Raw genomic sequence first — 14,787 nt, 5'->3', positions numbered from 1 at the left:
TTCCCCTGTTTCAACTTATTCCGTAATCGTCTTCGTATAAGTACTGTTTGTTGTAATGTAGACGGTTTTGCCGTTTACTTTAATCTGGTACCAGTAGCTGTTGGCTTTCTTGATCAGCTCGGCTTTTTGGCCAAGCTCCAGTCTGCCAACCGTGGACGAGCTCGAGCTCGCTGCCGACTTCAGGCTAACCCAGCCCTTTACCGTTACCACATATGTAGTCTTCTCATTGGACGGATTCGACGGTGTCGGATCCGGAGTTGGCGTTGGCGTTGGCGTTGGCGTCGGCGTGGTAGAACCGCCTCCGGTTGATGGGCCTGTCCAAGCCGGAACCGGTTTTTGAGGCGGCAGCACATACGATTGCGGAATGGTAGGCGCTTTAATCGTTTTGCCTGCCATACCCGTAAATCCGGCTACAGGGACTACGCGGCGGGCTTCCTTAAAGTTCTCGCCCCACCAATATTCCCAGCCGTCAACCGTGCCAAGCGCTGTTGGGTTGCCGTCCGAGCGTGTGCCGATAACAACCGGCTGACCATCGCGGTTTGTTCCCATGTAAATCGCAACGTGCATAATATGATCGGTTTCCTGCCAGGTTAGAATATCGCCAAGCTTCAGGTTCTCAATGCCGGTAAGTTTCCACTTGCCGTTCACCTTCTGTTTGCCGACACCGGCAACCTTTGTGCCAACCGTGTTGTAATTCGCCGATGTTCCCGTGATGTTAAAGCCAAAATCGCCAAATACGAAACGGACAAAGCCCGAGCAGTCCTCGTAGCCGTATTTGCCGTAAGCATCCGAACCGCTGCCGTAAACCATATAACCGTTTTCCATATACCAGATCGCCCGTTCGACGATTTGGTAAGCGAGAGTGTTCGACTGACTTCCGTATTTCGTCCGGAAATCGGCCACATTATAGAGCTCGTCCTTCACATAGCTATCCGCGTTTATGTACTCATTGTATTTCTTTACTGCGCTTGCCGTAGTCCAGGTCGTGCTTGCGTTTGCAATGCCGGCTGTCCCTAGTAAAGATCCGATAATAGCGAGGCTTAGTAATTGCTTTTTCATGCTTTTGTCATCCCTCCCACCCCTATTAAAATATATGCCAACTCTCACCGCAACGACCAAAAAGTACCACTATTGATAGACGGATCCAATCTTACAGCCCTCTAATTTTCTAACTATTACCATTGTATTTTCTCAGTAATCTTTAATGAAAATCCTTGTCAAAGCTAATCCAGGACTAGCTTTGACAGCATCCGTAAAGCCGTGTTTTCAGGCTGTTTTCGGCCATTTTTCAGGATAAAAATTCCACCAAACATCATTTCCTCTGTTACCAATTATGAGAAAAAATTTAGGAAAACTCGCCCAATAAAACAGGATACCCGCTTATAGCATTTTCTCTCTATCTTCACTATAATTTTTCTAGTACCTACTAACGCGCAAAAAGACTTCCGAGGTGATACCGTTGTCTAAAGATAAGTTCACAGGCTACAGAGTTATGTTTAACGTGGGACCAAGGTTTATGGTTCATGTCTATATGAAAGAGGAGTATTACGAGCAATGGCGATATACGCGGGATCAGCGGATCACGGATGTTGTCATCGAAGAGGTTGAGGTCGAGCTCGATTATTTTCTTGGTTAGCGATAAAAATAAAAAGGCTGCATCCCCTGGTTCCGTCAACTGAACTGAACCTGCGGATGCAGCCTTAATTTATATTCCCATCCCTCATCGCATTAATCCTCGATTTTTCGAACATCTACCGTTACCTTCAGCTTCTGTTGCCCCATTCCGCGGTACACTCCTTTTACCGGCACAATATCCTTATAGTCCCGACCATGCCCCAGCTTGACATACCGCTCCCCAACCGGCGCTTCGTTCGTCGGATCAAAGCTGCACCAGCCAAGCTGCGGCACATACGCCTCTACCCAGGCATGGGAGGCCTGCTCGAAATCGGCGCTTCCGCCTTGAAGATCCCCGACAAAATGATAGCCGCTTACGTAACGGGCAGGAATATGATGAACCCGGCAGCAAGCAATCATAAGATGGGCGAAATCCTGGCATACCCCGCGTTTACGCTCGATCAGATCGCTGGCTTTGGTAGTAACCGTCGTAGCTTCCGGGTCGTAAATAAATTCGGTTCTGATCTTGCTCGACAAGGAAATAAGCCAGCTCAATACGCTCATTTCTTCGCCTTCCTTCGCGGCAACGCTCTCCGCATAGCGCTCCACATCAGCCGTTGCATTCGCGTAACCGGTCGGCATCAGAAACTCTGCGAAGCGGTTAACCACTTCCTCCGTCTCCAGCCAGGTCCACGCCTCCCTCGCAAGCTTGCCGTTCAGCAGTGCTGCCTGCTCCTCCGGACTAGGCGCATGCCTCGTAACGACCGTCATCTGCGTACGGATCGTCAAGCGTTTATGCGGCGGGTTCACCGAGAACGAATGCACCCGGTTGCCGAAGAAATCCTCATAGCTGAAGAGCGAGGCATTCGGCTCTATAAAGATAGCCTGCTGATAGCAGGATTGACGTTCATTGGTGCTTGGCGTCAACCGGATCTCATTGACACTGTCCGTCGCCGACTCCTCGTAATCGTATTGCGTCACGTGGGAAATATTTAGCTTCATGCGCTTGCCTCCCCCATGCGAAAAAAGGTTTTGGCAAAAGAATGCCCAAGCATCTGGCACGCCTCCAGCAAATGACCCACGATTGATCGGTTCCGGTCGACGATCATATCGTCATGCTCCAAGCAGGCCAAGTCCGCCTTCACCTTCGCTACCTGGCGGATAATTCGATCATGAGCGGTACGCAGCTGATTATCCGACAGCTCAATCTGCTTCATATGCTCGTCGAGCGCATGGAAGGAGAAGTGAACGGAGCGAGGGAACGATTGGTTCAAAATGACGAATTCCACGATGGACTCGACCGACATTCCATCGGCATAATAACGGCGGAACGACTGATGGCCGCTCAGCGATTTCAGGACAGCCTGCAAATACGGGTAAGCGCCGGCATTGTTCCAGCCATCGCCAACGGCCGCATTGCCCACCGCTTTAATAATCCGCAGCGTATTCTCCGCCCGCTCCAGGAATCGCCCGCATTCGATGAAATGCCATTCGTTCTCGCGCGGCATAACCGATTGGCATAATCCCTGGAACAAAGCCGCCCATTCCTTAATCCGGCCATAGAACAGATGAGGCGATTCCTTCATCAGGTCTTCCGGCTGTTTCTCGCGCAGCCATAAGTAAAAGGCATTAATCGTGTCCCACAGCTCGCTTGGAACCTTCTCCCGCAGAGTACGCAGGTTGCCGCGGGCATGGCTCACGCAAGAGACCAGCGAGTTGGCATTGTCCCGGTCAAGCGTAATGTAATGAAGCACATCCTGTTCGGTATAACTGCCGTATTGCTGCTCGTAAGCGCTTCTGCTGCCCAGAGCGTCAACAATCCGGGTCCACTTGCAAGGAACCTCTTTGCACTCGCCGTCTTGTCCGCAAGCTTCAACGCCTAGTTCATCTTCTGCCTGCAGGTGATAATGGACATCAATTAATCTTGCATGGTTCTCCGCCCGTTCCATGTAGCGGCCGATCCAAAACAACGCTTCAGCATTTCGGTTAAGCACAGCGATACCTCCGTTTCTGGATTGAAGCTATTAGCGATTTAACACCCATGTATCCTTTACTCCTCCACCTTGCGAAGAGTTAACAACCAGCGAGCCCTCCCGCAAAGCAACGCGGGTAAGTCCGCCGGGAATAACATGAGTGGAATCTTCCCCCATTAGCGCAAATGCCCTCAAATCGATATGGCGAGGCGTCATTTGCCCGTCAACCATAACCGGCGCACGCGACAGCTTCATTGTGGTCTGCGCGATGTAACGGCTCGGATCTTTTTTGATCTCCTCGGCGAACTCCTTAATTTCCTTGGGAGTAGCCATTGGGCCGATCAGCATGCCGTATCCGCCTGATAGCGAAGTTTCCTTTACGACCAGCTGATCCAAATGGTCCAGAACGTAGTCGCGCTCTTCCTTCCTTGATAACAGATAAGTCGGTACGTTGTGCAGGATCGGCTCTTCGCCGAGATAATAACGAATCATATCCGGAACATAAGCATACACTGCCTTATCGTCCGCAACTCCCGTACCCGGCGCATTCGCTATGGCGATATTGCCTGCCCGGTAAGCGTTCATCAGCCCCGGAACCCCGAGCAGCGAATCCGGCTGGAAGGCTAGCGGATCAAGGAAATCATCGTCTATCCGGCGGTAAATGACGTCCACTTGACGAAGGCCTCTCAGATCGCGCAAATAAATTTTGTGATCCTTATAGACCAGGTCGCGGCCTTCAACCAAATGAATGCCGAGCTGCTGCGCGAGGAAAGTATGCTCATAATACGCCGAATTGTAAGCGCCGGGAGTAAGAAGCGCAATTAACGGATCCTTTTTTCCGTTAGGAGCGAGAGAACGCAAAGAACGAAGGAAATAGTTCAGGCTGCGTTCAATGCTTTGAACGGAAGAGGACAAGTATAAGTCATGGAACAGCTCGCTCATGATGGTTCGGCCTTTGAACAAATACGAGTAACCGGAAGGCGAACGGAGATTATCCTCGAGGACAAAATAGCGGCCCTTCTCGTCTTTAATTAAATCTATGCCGGAGGACGTTATATAAACGCCTCCCGGAACGTCTAACCCCATCATTTCCGGGCGAAAATATACGTTGGATACAATCATTCGTCTTGGGATTACCCCATCGGATACAATGCGCTGGGCGTGATAAATATCGTGGATGAACATATTAAGCGCTTTGGTCCGCTGACGGACGCCGTGGTCCACTGCTTCCCATTCATGCTTGGGGATAACGCGAGGGATGTAGTCAAAGGGAATGGTTCTTTCCAGAGGCTCGCTTTGGCTCTGACTATACAGGGTAAAGGTGATTCCTTCCTCCATCATGCGTTGATTAAGAGCATGCTGCCGCATCGTCAATTCCGACGGCTTCATTCTTGCGAACAGCCGATGGATATTGTCATAGTGGGGACGAACCGAAAAGTCTTTCTCGAACATTTCATCGTAAAATGATTGCGAATCGTAATAATGCGACTGCGACTGTTTGGCCGTCGACATGCCAACCGCCTCCTCCATGATGGTACAGCACCTTCCCTGATGCCTGCATTGATGACTACCAAAGTTGGCTCAGAACCTTTTTATGTTAGTTTAATTTACGCAAAATACATGAAAATCTTTATGAAAGTAAATTTTTGTTAGATTAATCATACAAGAAATGGATTTTCATGTCAACTTATATAGCACGAAAGCAGGGCTTCTGCGCTGGCGAAGAAACCCTGCTTTATATCATATGCCTATTCTCTTGTTATGTATTCAATTGACGCAAATCTTTTGTAACGGCATCCACGGTGTGAACGAAAACGGCAAGCTCCTGCGATCTCGCCGCCTGATTGCGGGCTTCAACCGAGGTTTTCTCCGATTCCATCTGAACCAGATGAATCTTCTTATGAATCTCGTCCAGGTTCGTTTGGATCGTCTCCAGCGCTGAACGCGAGGATGCCGCAAGCTTGCGGACCTCGTTGGCCACAACCTCGAAGCCTCGTCCCATTTCGCCGGCGCGCGCTGCTTCGATAGCTGCATTCAGACCAAGAAGATGCGTCTGGTCGGCAATCCCGCGGATCAACAGCCCCATCTCCGTAATACCCGCCAGCTCCTCCTGCAGATCTCCAAGCAGCTCATGCGAATGGTCTTGCGACTGCGAAGTGGACACGGCCGCCTCGGCAATCGACTTTGCACCCTGGTCAAGCTCCGTCATCAAGCCCGACAGCTGTTGCACCGACTCCGTAATCGTTGTGAGCATAACCGATCTTTGGTCAGCCAGCTCCTGAATCAAAGACTGCTCGGCGCGGTTATACGCTTCAAGCACCAGCTGCGAGTCCAGATTAAACATTTTGGACAAGGAGTGCAGAACGGAAGTCCATTTCTCCGGAATCGCAAGCTGCAGTACGGTTGCGGCAATATCCAGATAGGTCATGTAGCTTCCGAGGTACCAGTCCGTCGTCAATCCGATTCGGGAATGGACAAGTCCGATCGTAATGCGGTTCTCGATATAGTCCTGGTCAATGACACCGGAAGCCAGGGACAACCAATAACCGCGTTGTGTCTGTTTAAGCCGTTCAATGGTGCTTACATTCGAGATAATGTGCATCAGATGAGGCTGTTGTCCAATGTTCTCATAGAAACGGTTCACAACCTCTTCAACGACTTGTTCGAATATAGGTTTGCATGCCGCGAGCCGGTTCAAATCTTCTTCCGTAATACGGGTATATTCCAGCTGTTTGCGGCGTTCTTCCGAGACTTTAATCATAGTTCCGATCTCCCCCTAAAAAGTCAAAAAGTCCTATAAAGATTATATCGGAAAATAAGGAACCGACGTGTATGTATTCTTGTATTCTTCATGACGAAAGGGGGGCTTAATTAGCAACCTGCGCAATTCGAATGTTCTTCCGATCGCCATTGCTCGGGGATTCCATTGAATTAATAAGATTTGGTTGGAATCCCCAGAGCAAAAGCGAACGCTGCGCTTCTACAGAATCATTCGAACTGCTCCGTTGTCATTAAGCGAAAAATAAAAAAAGCGATGCAGAATATTCCCTGCACCGCTTTTGGCGATTCATTTCATTAACGATTCAAGAGGCTTCCCACATACCGCAGCAGCTCGTTTGCGCATACCGGGCAGTAGCCGTGTTCGTCAATCAACCGTTTGGTCACTTCGTTAATGCGTTTCAGTTGGCTTTCATCCGGCGTTTTGGTCGAAGTCGTAATTTTCACGATATCCTTCAGGTCGGTGAACAGCTTTTTCTCAACAGCTTCACGCAGACGTTCATGGCTTGTGAAATCGAACTTCTTCCCTTTTCGCGAGTACGAAGAGATCCGGATCAGAATTTCTTCGCGGAACGCTTTTTTCGCATTCTCGGAAACGCCGATCTGCTCTTCAATCGACCGCATCAGGCGCTCATCCGGATCCATCTCTTCGCCGGTAAGCGGATCTTTGATTTTGGTCCAGTTGCAATAGGATTCAATGTTATCGAGATAGTTCTCAAACAGGGTCCGGGCGGACTCTTCAAAGGAATAAACAAACGCCTTCTGAATTTCCTTCTTGGCCAGGTTATCGTACTCCTTGCGCGCTACCGATATAAAGTTCAGGTATCTTTCCCGCTCTTCCTTCGTAATCGAAGGATGCTGGTCAAGGCCGTCCTTCAGTGCGCGCAGCACGTCGAGAGCATTGATGCATTGCATATCCTGCTTGATGAGTGCGCTGGATATCCGGTTAATGACATAACGAGGGTCAATGCCGGACATTCCTTCCTCAATATACTCGTTCTGCATTTCCTTCAGATCGGCTTCCTTGAAGCCTTCGACCTCTTCTCCGTCGTACATTCTCATCTTCTTCACAAGGTCCATGCCTTGCTTCTTCGTTTCCTTCAGACGGGTAAGTATGGAGAAGATGGCTGCGGATTTCAAGGAATGCGGCGCAATATGAATATGCTTCATATCGCTTTGGCCGATCAGCTTCGTATAAATCTTCTCTTCCTCGGATACTTTGAGGTTGTATGGAATCGGCATGACAATCATACGCGATTGTAGCGCCTCGTTTTTCTTATTGCTGATAAACGACTTGTACTCGGATTCGTTCGTATGCGCGATAATGAGCTCATCGGCTGATATTAGCGCAAACCTGCCCGCTTTGAAATTCCCCTCCTGCGTCAACGAAAGCAAGTTCCACAGGAACTTCTCGTCGCATTTCAGCATCTCCTGGAATTCCATTAGACCACGGTTCGCCTTGTTCAACTCGCCGTCGAAGCGGTACGCGCGCGGATCGGATTCCGAGCCAAATTCCGTAATCGTCGAGAAGTCGATACTGCCTGTCAAGTCGGCAATATCCTGCGACTTCGGATCGGAAGGACTGAACGTACCGATACCCACCCGATTTTCCTCCGACACAAGCACGCGTTCAACAATGACATTCTCTATATCTCCATCGTATTCAACCCGAAGCCTCATTTGGCAGGAAGGGCACAAGTTGCCTTCAATACGGACACCAAGCTCCTTCTCAATCTCTGGACGAAGCTCATGCGGGATCAAGTGCAGCGGTTCTTCGTGCATCGGGCAGCCTTTAATGGCGTAAGTAGCGCCTTTCTCCGTTCTGGAGAAACGCTCCAGCCCTTTCTTCAGCATCGTTACAATGGTTGATTTGCCGCCGCTGACCGGTCCCATTAGGAGCAGGATCCGTTTACGGACATCCAGCCTTCTGGCCGCCGAATGGAAGTATTCCTCCACCAGCTTCTCCACGGCGCGGTCGAGACCGAAAATTTCCTGTTCGAAGAACTTATAACGCTTCCTTCCGTTATCGTCCTCTACCCCAAAAGAATCAATCATCTCATAGACGCGCGCGTGCGCAGTCATGGCCGGGGTCGGGTCCTCTCTAAGCAGTTCGATATATTCTCTGAAAGATCCCGTCCACGCAAGCTTTTCACTCTCTGTCTGATACTCCGATATTCGCTTGAAAATGTCCATGCCGTGCCTCCTCCCATCGCTTCCGCAATCCGCTAGTTTTCATTCCGCCCGGGATTATCTCTACATCATTGATCGTGTGGACCAACTTTTTACTGAAGTATTACAATCCTATGCTTAGTTATGTAGGAAATTGACCATTATTTTAGTCTGCAATCCGGCAAATAACGACAAGCATTTGCTATAATGATGGGAGAAAGAGGGGAATTAACATGGCAGTTAACAAGGAAGAGGAGCTGTACAGCCCCATCAAGGCCTACTACGAAAAGCTAGGTTTTACGGTAAAAAGCGAGGTTCTCCACTGCGATTTGGTTGCAATGAAACCGGATGGCAGCGAGGCGGTTGTTGTCGAAATGAAAAAAACGTTCAATCTCGCTTTGCTGCTGCAAGGGATTGAACGTTTACGCATAAATGATCATGTTGTGCTTGCAGTTGAGCGCAACCGCAAGAAAAGCGGAGCCCACAACCAGCGCTTCAGCGATATTACGGAGCTGTGCCGGATGCTGGGTCTAGGCCTGATGACGATCACCTTCTTCAAGACCAAAGCGCCGCTGATCGAAATGCTGTGCGAGCCCGGCGAGATGCCAAAGCGCGGGATCCGAAGAACCCGCCAAGCCCGGCTCCTAAGGGAGTTCCGCGAACGGAGCGGCGATTACAACGTAGGCGGGAGCACCGGCCGCAAGCTGGTCACCGCCTATCGGGAGAAGGCGCTTCGGGCAGCATACGCCATGCAGCAAGCCGGCATCCTGTCGCCAAGTCAACTGGCATCGCTGACGGGCAATCCGCAAAGCGCCTCGATGCTGCGAAGCAATTATTATAGTTGGTTCGAGAAGGTTGGGCGCGGCCAATATCGGCTAACGCCAGCCGGAGCCTTAGCCTTGGCAGAGTATGCCGAGGTGATCGCCGAATGGAAAGAGACCTTCACCCTTCCGCCGGCACCCGAGCCAAAACCCGCGAAATCATCAAAAACGAAAGCTCCCAAAGCTTCCAATGGAAAAACGTCCAAGCGCGCAAAGGAAACTCCATTTAGCTACGAGCAGTAAATTCGCGGATCGCTTCCGCCAGACGCGCAACGCCAAGCACCGTTTTTTCCCCTTTATTATGGGTGAAATTAAGCCGGGCTGTGTTTCGTTTCGGATCATAAGCATAAAAAGCGATGCCCGGAACAAAAGCAACGCCCTTCGATACCGCAACCCGCAGCAGCGCTTCGGCATCAAGTCCCTCGGGTAGCTCTACCCACAGGAACATGCCGCCCTTCGGCTCGATCCAATGCAGTCCTTCGATTTTTTGCGCCTTGATCAGGTTTTGCATTTCCCGCATCCGCCCCCCGTAGGATTCCGAAATGATGCGGATATGTTCGTCGAGCGGGAAATGCGCAAGCAGCTGGCTCAAAATCTGCTGATCCATCGTGCTGGACTGCAGGTCGGCCGCTTGCTTCGCTTTTGCAAGCATCTTGATCACCCGGGTATCGCCAATCGCCCAGCCGGTCCGGAGTGCGGGAGCTACGATTTTCGAGAAGGTGCTTGTGTATATAACAACGCCGCTTCCAATCTGCTGCTGGTCAAGCGCAAACAGCGTTGGGTAAGCCGCATTTTCATCGTATTTCAGTTCGCCGTATGGATCATCTTCAATAATAGGTATTTGATGGCCGGCGCAAATCCGCAGAATCTCCTGCCTTCTTTCCAAGCTCCACACATTGCCCGTCGGATTGCCAAAGGTCGGAACGGCATAAATAAACTTTGGCTTATGCTCGCGGACCTTACGTTCCACATCCTCCGGAATCATGCCATGCTCATCGCTTTCCGCGGCAACCACCTTTAGACCATGCAGTTCAAATACTTGCAGGCAAGCTAAATAGGTAGGCCGTTCAACAAGCACCGTGTCCCCCGGCTCGGTTAGAACTTGAACAAGCAGGCTAATCGCCTGTTGGGAGCCGGTCGTAATAATCATTTCCTCCGGCTGCACGTTCATCCCCTTCTGGGCCATTCGGACGCAAAGCTGCTCGCGAAGAGGCAAGTAACCTTCAGTAAGCCCGTACTGCAATGCGCTTGTACCCGCGGAGATCGCGCGGTCCGCGGCTTCCCGGACAGCCTGTACAGGAAAAAGCTCTTCCGCAGGCAGACCGCCCGCAAAGGATACGATATCATTGCCTTGCGTCAGCTTCAGAATATCCCTTACGACGGAAGACTTAACCTGCGTCATTCTTGATGCAAAGCGAAATTCCATATTTTCCTACTCCTCCCGCAATATAAAACCATGATTTGTACTGTCACTATTGTCGCATAATAAAAAGAATCCATGCAAACTTAAACGTTTTCTTTTCCCTAATACTTGGTTATAATGAAGCTAGCATATCGGAGGTGCACAAAATGTCTATTACTTTCGTTATTGTTATGACAGTCTTTATTTTGTTCCTGACTGCCATCTTGACGTCTTCGTACAACGACGACAAGACCAAAGGCCTCTAAAAAAGGCGCGGTGAAACGGCTTTGCCATCCTTTGGCTGCGAGGCGCGTTTCATTAGGAGAATTCTAAGATATGTTAATGCTTAGAATTCAAAAAAAGAAGCTTCCCTCGTTTGCGGGAGGAGCTTCTTTTTTTATCTTCGTATGTTTGTAGTAGTGCTTGGATGATTATCCGATTAACGGTTCTGAAGTTGTCCCATTTCAATCATGCACGTTTCACATAAATAACGGTCCTTGAATTCCTTCACATCTTCCATGGATCCGCAGAACACGCATCTTGGGCGGTAACGCTCCAAAATAATATGGTCGCCTTGCACTAAAATCTCTACAGGATCCCCTTCATTCATTTGATACCTTTTGCGAAGTGATTTAGGAAGAACGATTCGTCCGAGTTGGTCCACCTTTCTAACCACACCTGCTGGTTTCATCTTTTCACCTCTTTATGACTGGATTTGCAAGCTAACGTTGTGAAACATAGCACAGTAGACTTTCGATGGTCCCTAATGAATTCCTTCCTAAGTAAGGATAGTCCTTAATATTATGTAAATTCAGTCCATTCCCGGGAACTTATTCTGGCGTAATGCCTCGTACACAATAATCGCCGCCGAGTTGGAAAGATTCAGCGACCGGACATCTCCCGTCATCGGCATCCGCATGCAAGTATCCAGATTCGCATCAATCAGCTCTTGCGGAAGCCCTTTTGTTTCCTTTCCGAACACGAAGAAATCTCCATCCCGGAAGTCAAATTCCGTATACACTTTGGTAGCTCTCGTACTTGCATAAAAGAATCTTCCGTTTGGATTCGCATCCTGCAGCTCCTTGAAGGAATCATGATATTCCACATGCACCGCATGCCAATAATCCAGTCCGGCGCGCTTGAGAGTGCGGTCATCGGTCTGGAATCCAAGGGGACGTACCAGATGAAGATGCGCGCCTGTTGCGGCGCAAGTCCGGGCGATATTGCCCGTATTTGCAGGAATTTCAGGTTCAACCAAAACAATATGAAAAGCCATAACTGTACCAACCTCACATTCTATGTCATTATACACGAAACACTGCGTTCCCGCATCAGTGCCAAAGAGGCAATTTTTACATTAGGTTAACGTACTCTTAATCTCCGCATAAATGTCTCCCCTCATAATGAAAACATCATGTAGGAGGCAAAAGGAGAATAGATACGATGAAAAAGAAAATATTGGTCGTTGATGACGAGCCGTCCATCTCCATGCTTATCGAATTTAATTTGAAACTCGCCGGTTACGATGTCCGGTGCGTAAGCGATGGCGAGGCCGTATTCGAGATGTTGAAGCCATTCCGTCCTGACCTGATCGTACTCGACTTGATGCTTCCGAAGATGGATGGCATTCAAGTATGCCGTGAGCTGCGCAAGCAGAGCAATGCTGTACCAATTGTCATGCTGACTGCCCTGCAGGACGTCACGGACAAAATCGCCGGGCTTGATAACGGTGCCGACGATTATATGACAAAGCCATTTAGCCCGCAGGAGCTGATCTCACGTATTCAGGCCATTTTCCGCCGAATTCAGTCCCTCCCGGGTCAAGCTGAATCAACAACCTTCGATATTGGCCGGTTGACGGTACGCGCCGAACAACGCGAAGTGCTGATTGATGGCCGGACCATCGAACTGACACCGAAGGAATTCGAGCTTCTTCTCTTCTTATGCAAGCATAGAGGCAAAGTATTAAGCCGTCAGCAGCTGCTTCACGGGGTATGGGATTATCACTTCCTCGGCGATACGCGAATCGTTGACGTTCATATCAGCCATCTTCGAGATAAAATCGAGCAAAACGCAAGAACGCCAGAGTACATTATGACGGTCCGCAATGTCGGCTACAAGCTTCACGCCCCTAATATGGCCGATTCGTCACTGGCATAAACACCTCTAACAATGAAGACCGCCTTTCCGATTACGGAAATGGCGGTCTTTGTTAGCTTTCTTAACCGTTGCGGCGCTGGAAGTCAGCCATAAATTCGGCAAGCGCTTTGCAGCTCTCGTGCGGAACGGCGTTGTACGTCGAAGCGCGCAGACCGCCAACATCGCGGTGGCCCTTCAGGCCAACAAAACCGTTTTGCTCCGATTCCTTCACGAATTGCTTCTCCAGCTCTTCGTTTTGCATACGGAAAGTAATGTTCATAAGCGATCGGCTGTCCTGATGAGCGCATCCCACATAATAGCCGTTGCTTTGGTCGATCGCATCATAGATCAGCTTTGTTTTATCGCGGTTGAGCTGCTCCATCGCGGCAACCCCGCCGTTACCTTTGATCCATTTCAGAACCAGGTTAACCATATATACCGAGAAGGATGGCGGCGTATTGTAAAGCGACTTGTTCTTCGCATGCGTGTCGTATCGGAAGATAGCCGGAATGTTTTTCGGGCTTTCTTGGACCAGGTCATCGCGTACGATAACAACCGTAACACCGGATGGACCAAGATTTTTTTGCGCGCCGGCATAGATAAGGCCAAATTTGCTAATATCAATAGGACGGCTCAAAATATCGCTGGACATATCGGCTACAAGCGGTACATTGCCAAGGTTCGTCGGGAACTCCTGGAACTGTACGCCTCCGATTGTCTCATTAGATGTCAGATGAAGGTAAGCTGCATGCTCCGGCACAACGATTTCGTTAATGCTTGGCATACGCATGAAATTGTCGTTTTCTGACGAAGCAGCAATAACCGTCTCGCCGATCAGCTTCGCTTCCTTAATGGCTTTGTCAGCCCAAGCGCCTGTCTTGACGTAAGCGGCTGGACGGCCCGCGGAAAGCAGGTTCATTGGAATCATGGCAAATTGCTGGCTTGCGCCGCCTTGCAGGAAAAGGACATGATAGTTATCCGGAATACCGAACAATTCGCGCATGAGGGCTTGTGATTCGTTGTTCACTTGCTCATAAAGTGCGCTGCGGTGGGACATTTCCATGATGGACATCCCCGCGCCCTGATATTCGACAAATTGCTCTTGCGCCTGCTGCAGCACCTCAAGCGGTAAAGCGGCCGGTCCTGCATTGAAATTATAGGCTCGTTTCATTTCCGTTACCCACCTTTTGTTTTTGTTAAACATCTCACATGATATTGATTATGATAGCAATTTTACCGGCTCTCTTCAAGTACATTTACATAATGTTAGTGACAAAAAGTCGAACGGAGATTATTCACATGGCAGATAATATTCGGATTTTCACCGCAATATCCATTCCAGCAAACATCAGCGGACAAATCGTTAGCCATTTGCCCGATTGGCAGGGCCAGCTCTCTTTTCAGAAATGGGTTGATCCCCGGGATCTGCACATAACGCTTCATTTCATCGGGGACATGCCCGTTCCCTCCATTCCCGCCATACAGGCTGGCATGCAGGAAGCCGCTTCCCGCACAGCATCCTTTTCGTTAGAGCTGTCGAAACTTGGCAGCTTCGGCCGCGAGGAACGCCCCTCCGTCCTATGGCTTGGCTTAAAGCAGCTTCCCGCCGAGCTGCTCCGGCTTCATCAATCGCTTGGCCAGTCGCTTCATTCGGGTATTGGCTATACGCCGGAGACCCGTCCTTACCGGCCTCACGTGACCTTAGCGCGGAAATATTCCGCCGACGAACCATGCACAGCCGAAAAGCTTGAGAAGCTCTCAAGCCCCTTTCTGCAGCATCAGACAGCCTTCGACATCACCGGCATAACGCTATACCGTACCCGGTTAGGCGAAAGACCTATGTACGAACCCATTGCACTCGCACAATTCGACAAATGAAAAGCGGACTCCC

The 14,787-nt window shown here is 49.9% G+C and carries 13 protein-coding genes and 2 pseudogenes; 4 read left to right on the top strand and 11 right to left on the bottom strand.

Translation table 11 applies throughout. From position 1 onward, the window contains the following. Nucleotides 1–15 precede the first annotated feature (15 nt). Complete coding sequence (locus WFJ73_RS16260) at nucleotides 16–1,059, bottom strand: C40 family peptidase (protein WP_336774070.1); 1,044 nt, start codon at nucleotides 1,057–1,059, stop codon at nucleotides 16–18. A 400-nt stretch (nucleotides 1,060–1,459) separates the two neighbouring features. Between WFJ73_RS16260 and WFJ73_RS16255 the strand changes: the two genes are divergently transcribed. Next, nucleotides 1,460–1,636 (top strand): hypothetical protein, encoded by a 177-nt coding sequence (locus WFJ73_RS16255; protein WP_015846314.1) that lies wholly within the window; start codon nucleotides 1,460–1,462, stop codon nucleotides 1,634–1,636. A 92-nt stretch (nucleotides 1,637–1,728) separates the two neighbouring features. Here the strand turns inward: WFJ73_RS16255 and WFJ73_RS16250 are convergent, their stop codons facing one another. From WFJ73_RS16250 to WFJ73_RS16230, 6 genes and pseudogenes are all read right to left on the bottom strand, one after another. Further along, nucleotides 1,729–2,616 carry a transglutaminase family protein gene (locus WFJ73_RS16250; protein WP_336774069.1) on the bottom strand — a complete coding sequence of 296 codons (888 nt, stop codon included), beginning with the start codon at nucleotides 2,614–2,616 and terminating at the stop codon, nucleotides 1,729–1,731. Further along, nucleotides 2,613–3,608, bottom strand: coding sequence for an alpha-E domain-containing protein (locus WFJ73_RS16245; protein WP_336774068.1), 996 nt, complete (start codon nucleotides 3,606–3,608; stop codon nucleotides 2,613–2,615). The genes WFJ73_RS16250 and WFJ73_RS16245 overlap by 4 nt, the downstream gene beginning before the upstream one ends. 30 nt (nucleotides 3,609–3,638) lie before the next feature. Next, on the bottom strand, nucleotides 3,639–5,099 hold the full coding sequence (locus WFJ73_RS16240) for a circularly permuted type 2 ATP-grasp protein (RefSeq protein ID WP_336774067.1): 1,461 nt from the start codon (nucleotides 5,097–5,099) through the stop codon (nucleotides 3,639–3,641). Between the two features lie 247 nt (nucleotides 5,100–5,346). Beyond that, nucleotides 5,347–5,661 (bottom strand): annotated as a pseudogene (locus WFJ73_RS33410) (methyl-accepting chemotaxis protein); the annotation flags it as partial. 228 nt (nucleotides 5,662–5,889) lie between these two features. After that, nucleotides 5,890–6,348 (bottom strand): annotated as a pseudogene (locus tag WFJ73_RS33405) (protoglobin domain-containing protein); the annotation flags it as partial. 314 nt (nucleotides 6,349–6,662) lie between these two features. Continuing rightward, complete coding sequence (locus WFJ73_RS16230) at nucleotides 6,663–8,558, bottom strand: PrkA family serine protein kinase (protein WP_336774065.1); 1,896 nt, start codon at nucleotides 8,556–8,558, stop codon at nucleotides 6,663–6,665. Nucleotides 8,559–8,767: 209 nt separating this feature from the next. Between WFJ73_RS16230 and WFJ73_RS16225 the strand changes: the two genes are divergently transcribed. Next, the gene (locus tag WFJ73_RS16225; RefSeq protein WP_336774064.1) at nucleotides 8,768–9,598 is read left to right on the top strand and encodes a DUF2161 domain-containing phosphodiesterase; all 831 of its coding nucleotides are present in this window, start codon (nucleotides 8,768–8,770) and stop codon (nucleotides 9,596–9,598) included. On the opposite strand, the gene WFJ73_RS16220 is transcribed toward WFJ73_RS16225, so the two are convergent. From WFJ73_RS16220 to trmL, 3 genes are all read right to left on the bottom strand, one after another. Then, a complete protein-coding gene (locus WFJ73_RS16220) occupies nucleotides 9,582–10,781 on the bottom strand; it encodes an aminotransferase-like domain-containing protein (RefSeq protein ID WP_336774063.1) in 1,200 nt (399 codons plus the stop codon). The two genes, WFJ73_RS16225 and WFJ73_RS16220, sit on opposite strands and share 17 nt — an antisense overlap. Nucleotides 10,782–11,196: 415 nt before the next feature. Beyond that, nucleotides 11,197–11,448 (bottom strand): AbrB/MazE/SpoVT family DNA-binding domain-containing protein, encoded by a 252-nt coding sequence (locus WFJ73_RS16215; RefSeq protein ID WP_336774062.1) that lies wholly within the window; start codon nucleotides 11,446–11,448, stop codon nucleotides 11,197–11,199. A 120-nt stretch (nucleotides 11,449–11,568) separates the two neighbouring features. After that, nucleotides 11,569–12,033, bottom strand: coding sequence for a tRNA (uridine(34)/cytosine(34)/5-carboxymethylaminomethyluridine(34)-2'-O)-methyltransferase TrmL (trmL, locus tag WFJ73_RS16210; RefSeq protein WP_015846324.1), 465 nt, complete (start codon nucleotides 12,031–12,033; stop codon nucleotides 11,569–11,571). Nucleotides 12,034–12,200: 167 nt separating this feature from the next. Here trmL and WFJ73_RS16205 point away from each other — a divergent pair, with 167 nt between their 5' ends. Further along, entirely contained in the window at nucleotides 12,201–12,917 is a 717-nt protein-coding gene (locus WFJ73_RS16205) for a response regulator transcription factor (RefSeq protein ID WP_127493053.1), read from the top strand. 61 nt (nucleotides 12,918–12,978) lie between these two features. Here WFJ73_RS16205 and serC read toward each other — a convergent pair whose 3' ends face one another. Continuing rightward, the gene (gene serC, locus WFJ73_RS16200) at nucleotides 12,979–14,067 is read right to left on the bottom strand and encodes a 3-phosphoserine/phosphohydroxythreonine transaminase (protein ID WP_336774061.1); all 1,089 of its coding nucleotides are present in this window, start codon (nucleotides 14,065–14,067) and stop codon (nucleotides 12,979–12,981) included. Between the two features lie 128 nt (nucleotides 14,068–14,195). On the opposite strand from serC, the gene thpR reads away from it, so the two are divergent. Beyond that, entirely contained in the window at nucleotides 14,196–14,774 is a 579-nt protein-coding gene (gene thpR, locus WFJ73_RS16195; RefSeq protein WP_336774060.1) for an RNA 2',3'-cyclic phosphodiesterase, read from the top strand. Nucleotides 14,775–14,787: the final 13 nt, after the last annotated feature.

Origin of the sequence: Paenibacillus sp. MMO-58 (genome assembly GCF_037146255.1) — a bacterium.
Taxonomy (GTDB): Bacteria; Bacillota; Bacilli; order Paenibacillales; family Paenibacillaceae; genus Pristimantibacillus.
This window is presented reverse-complemented; position numbering and strand designations above follow the sequence as displayed.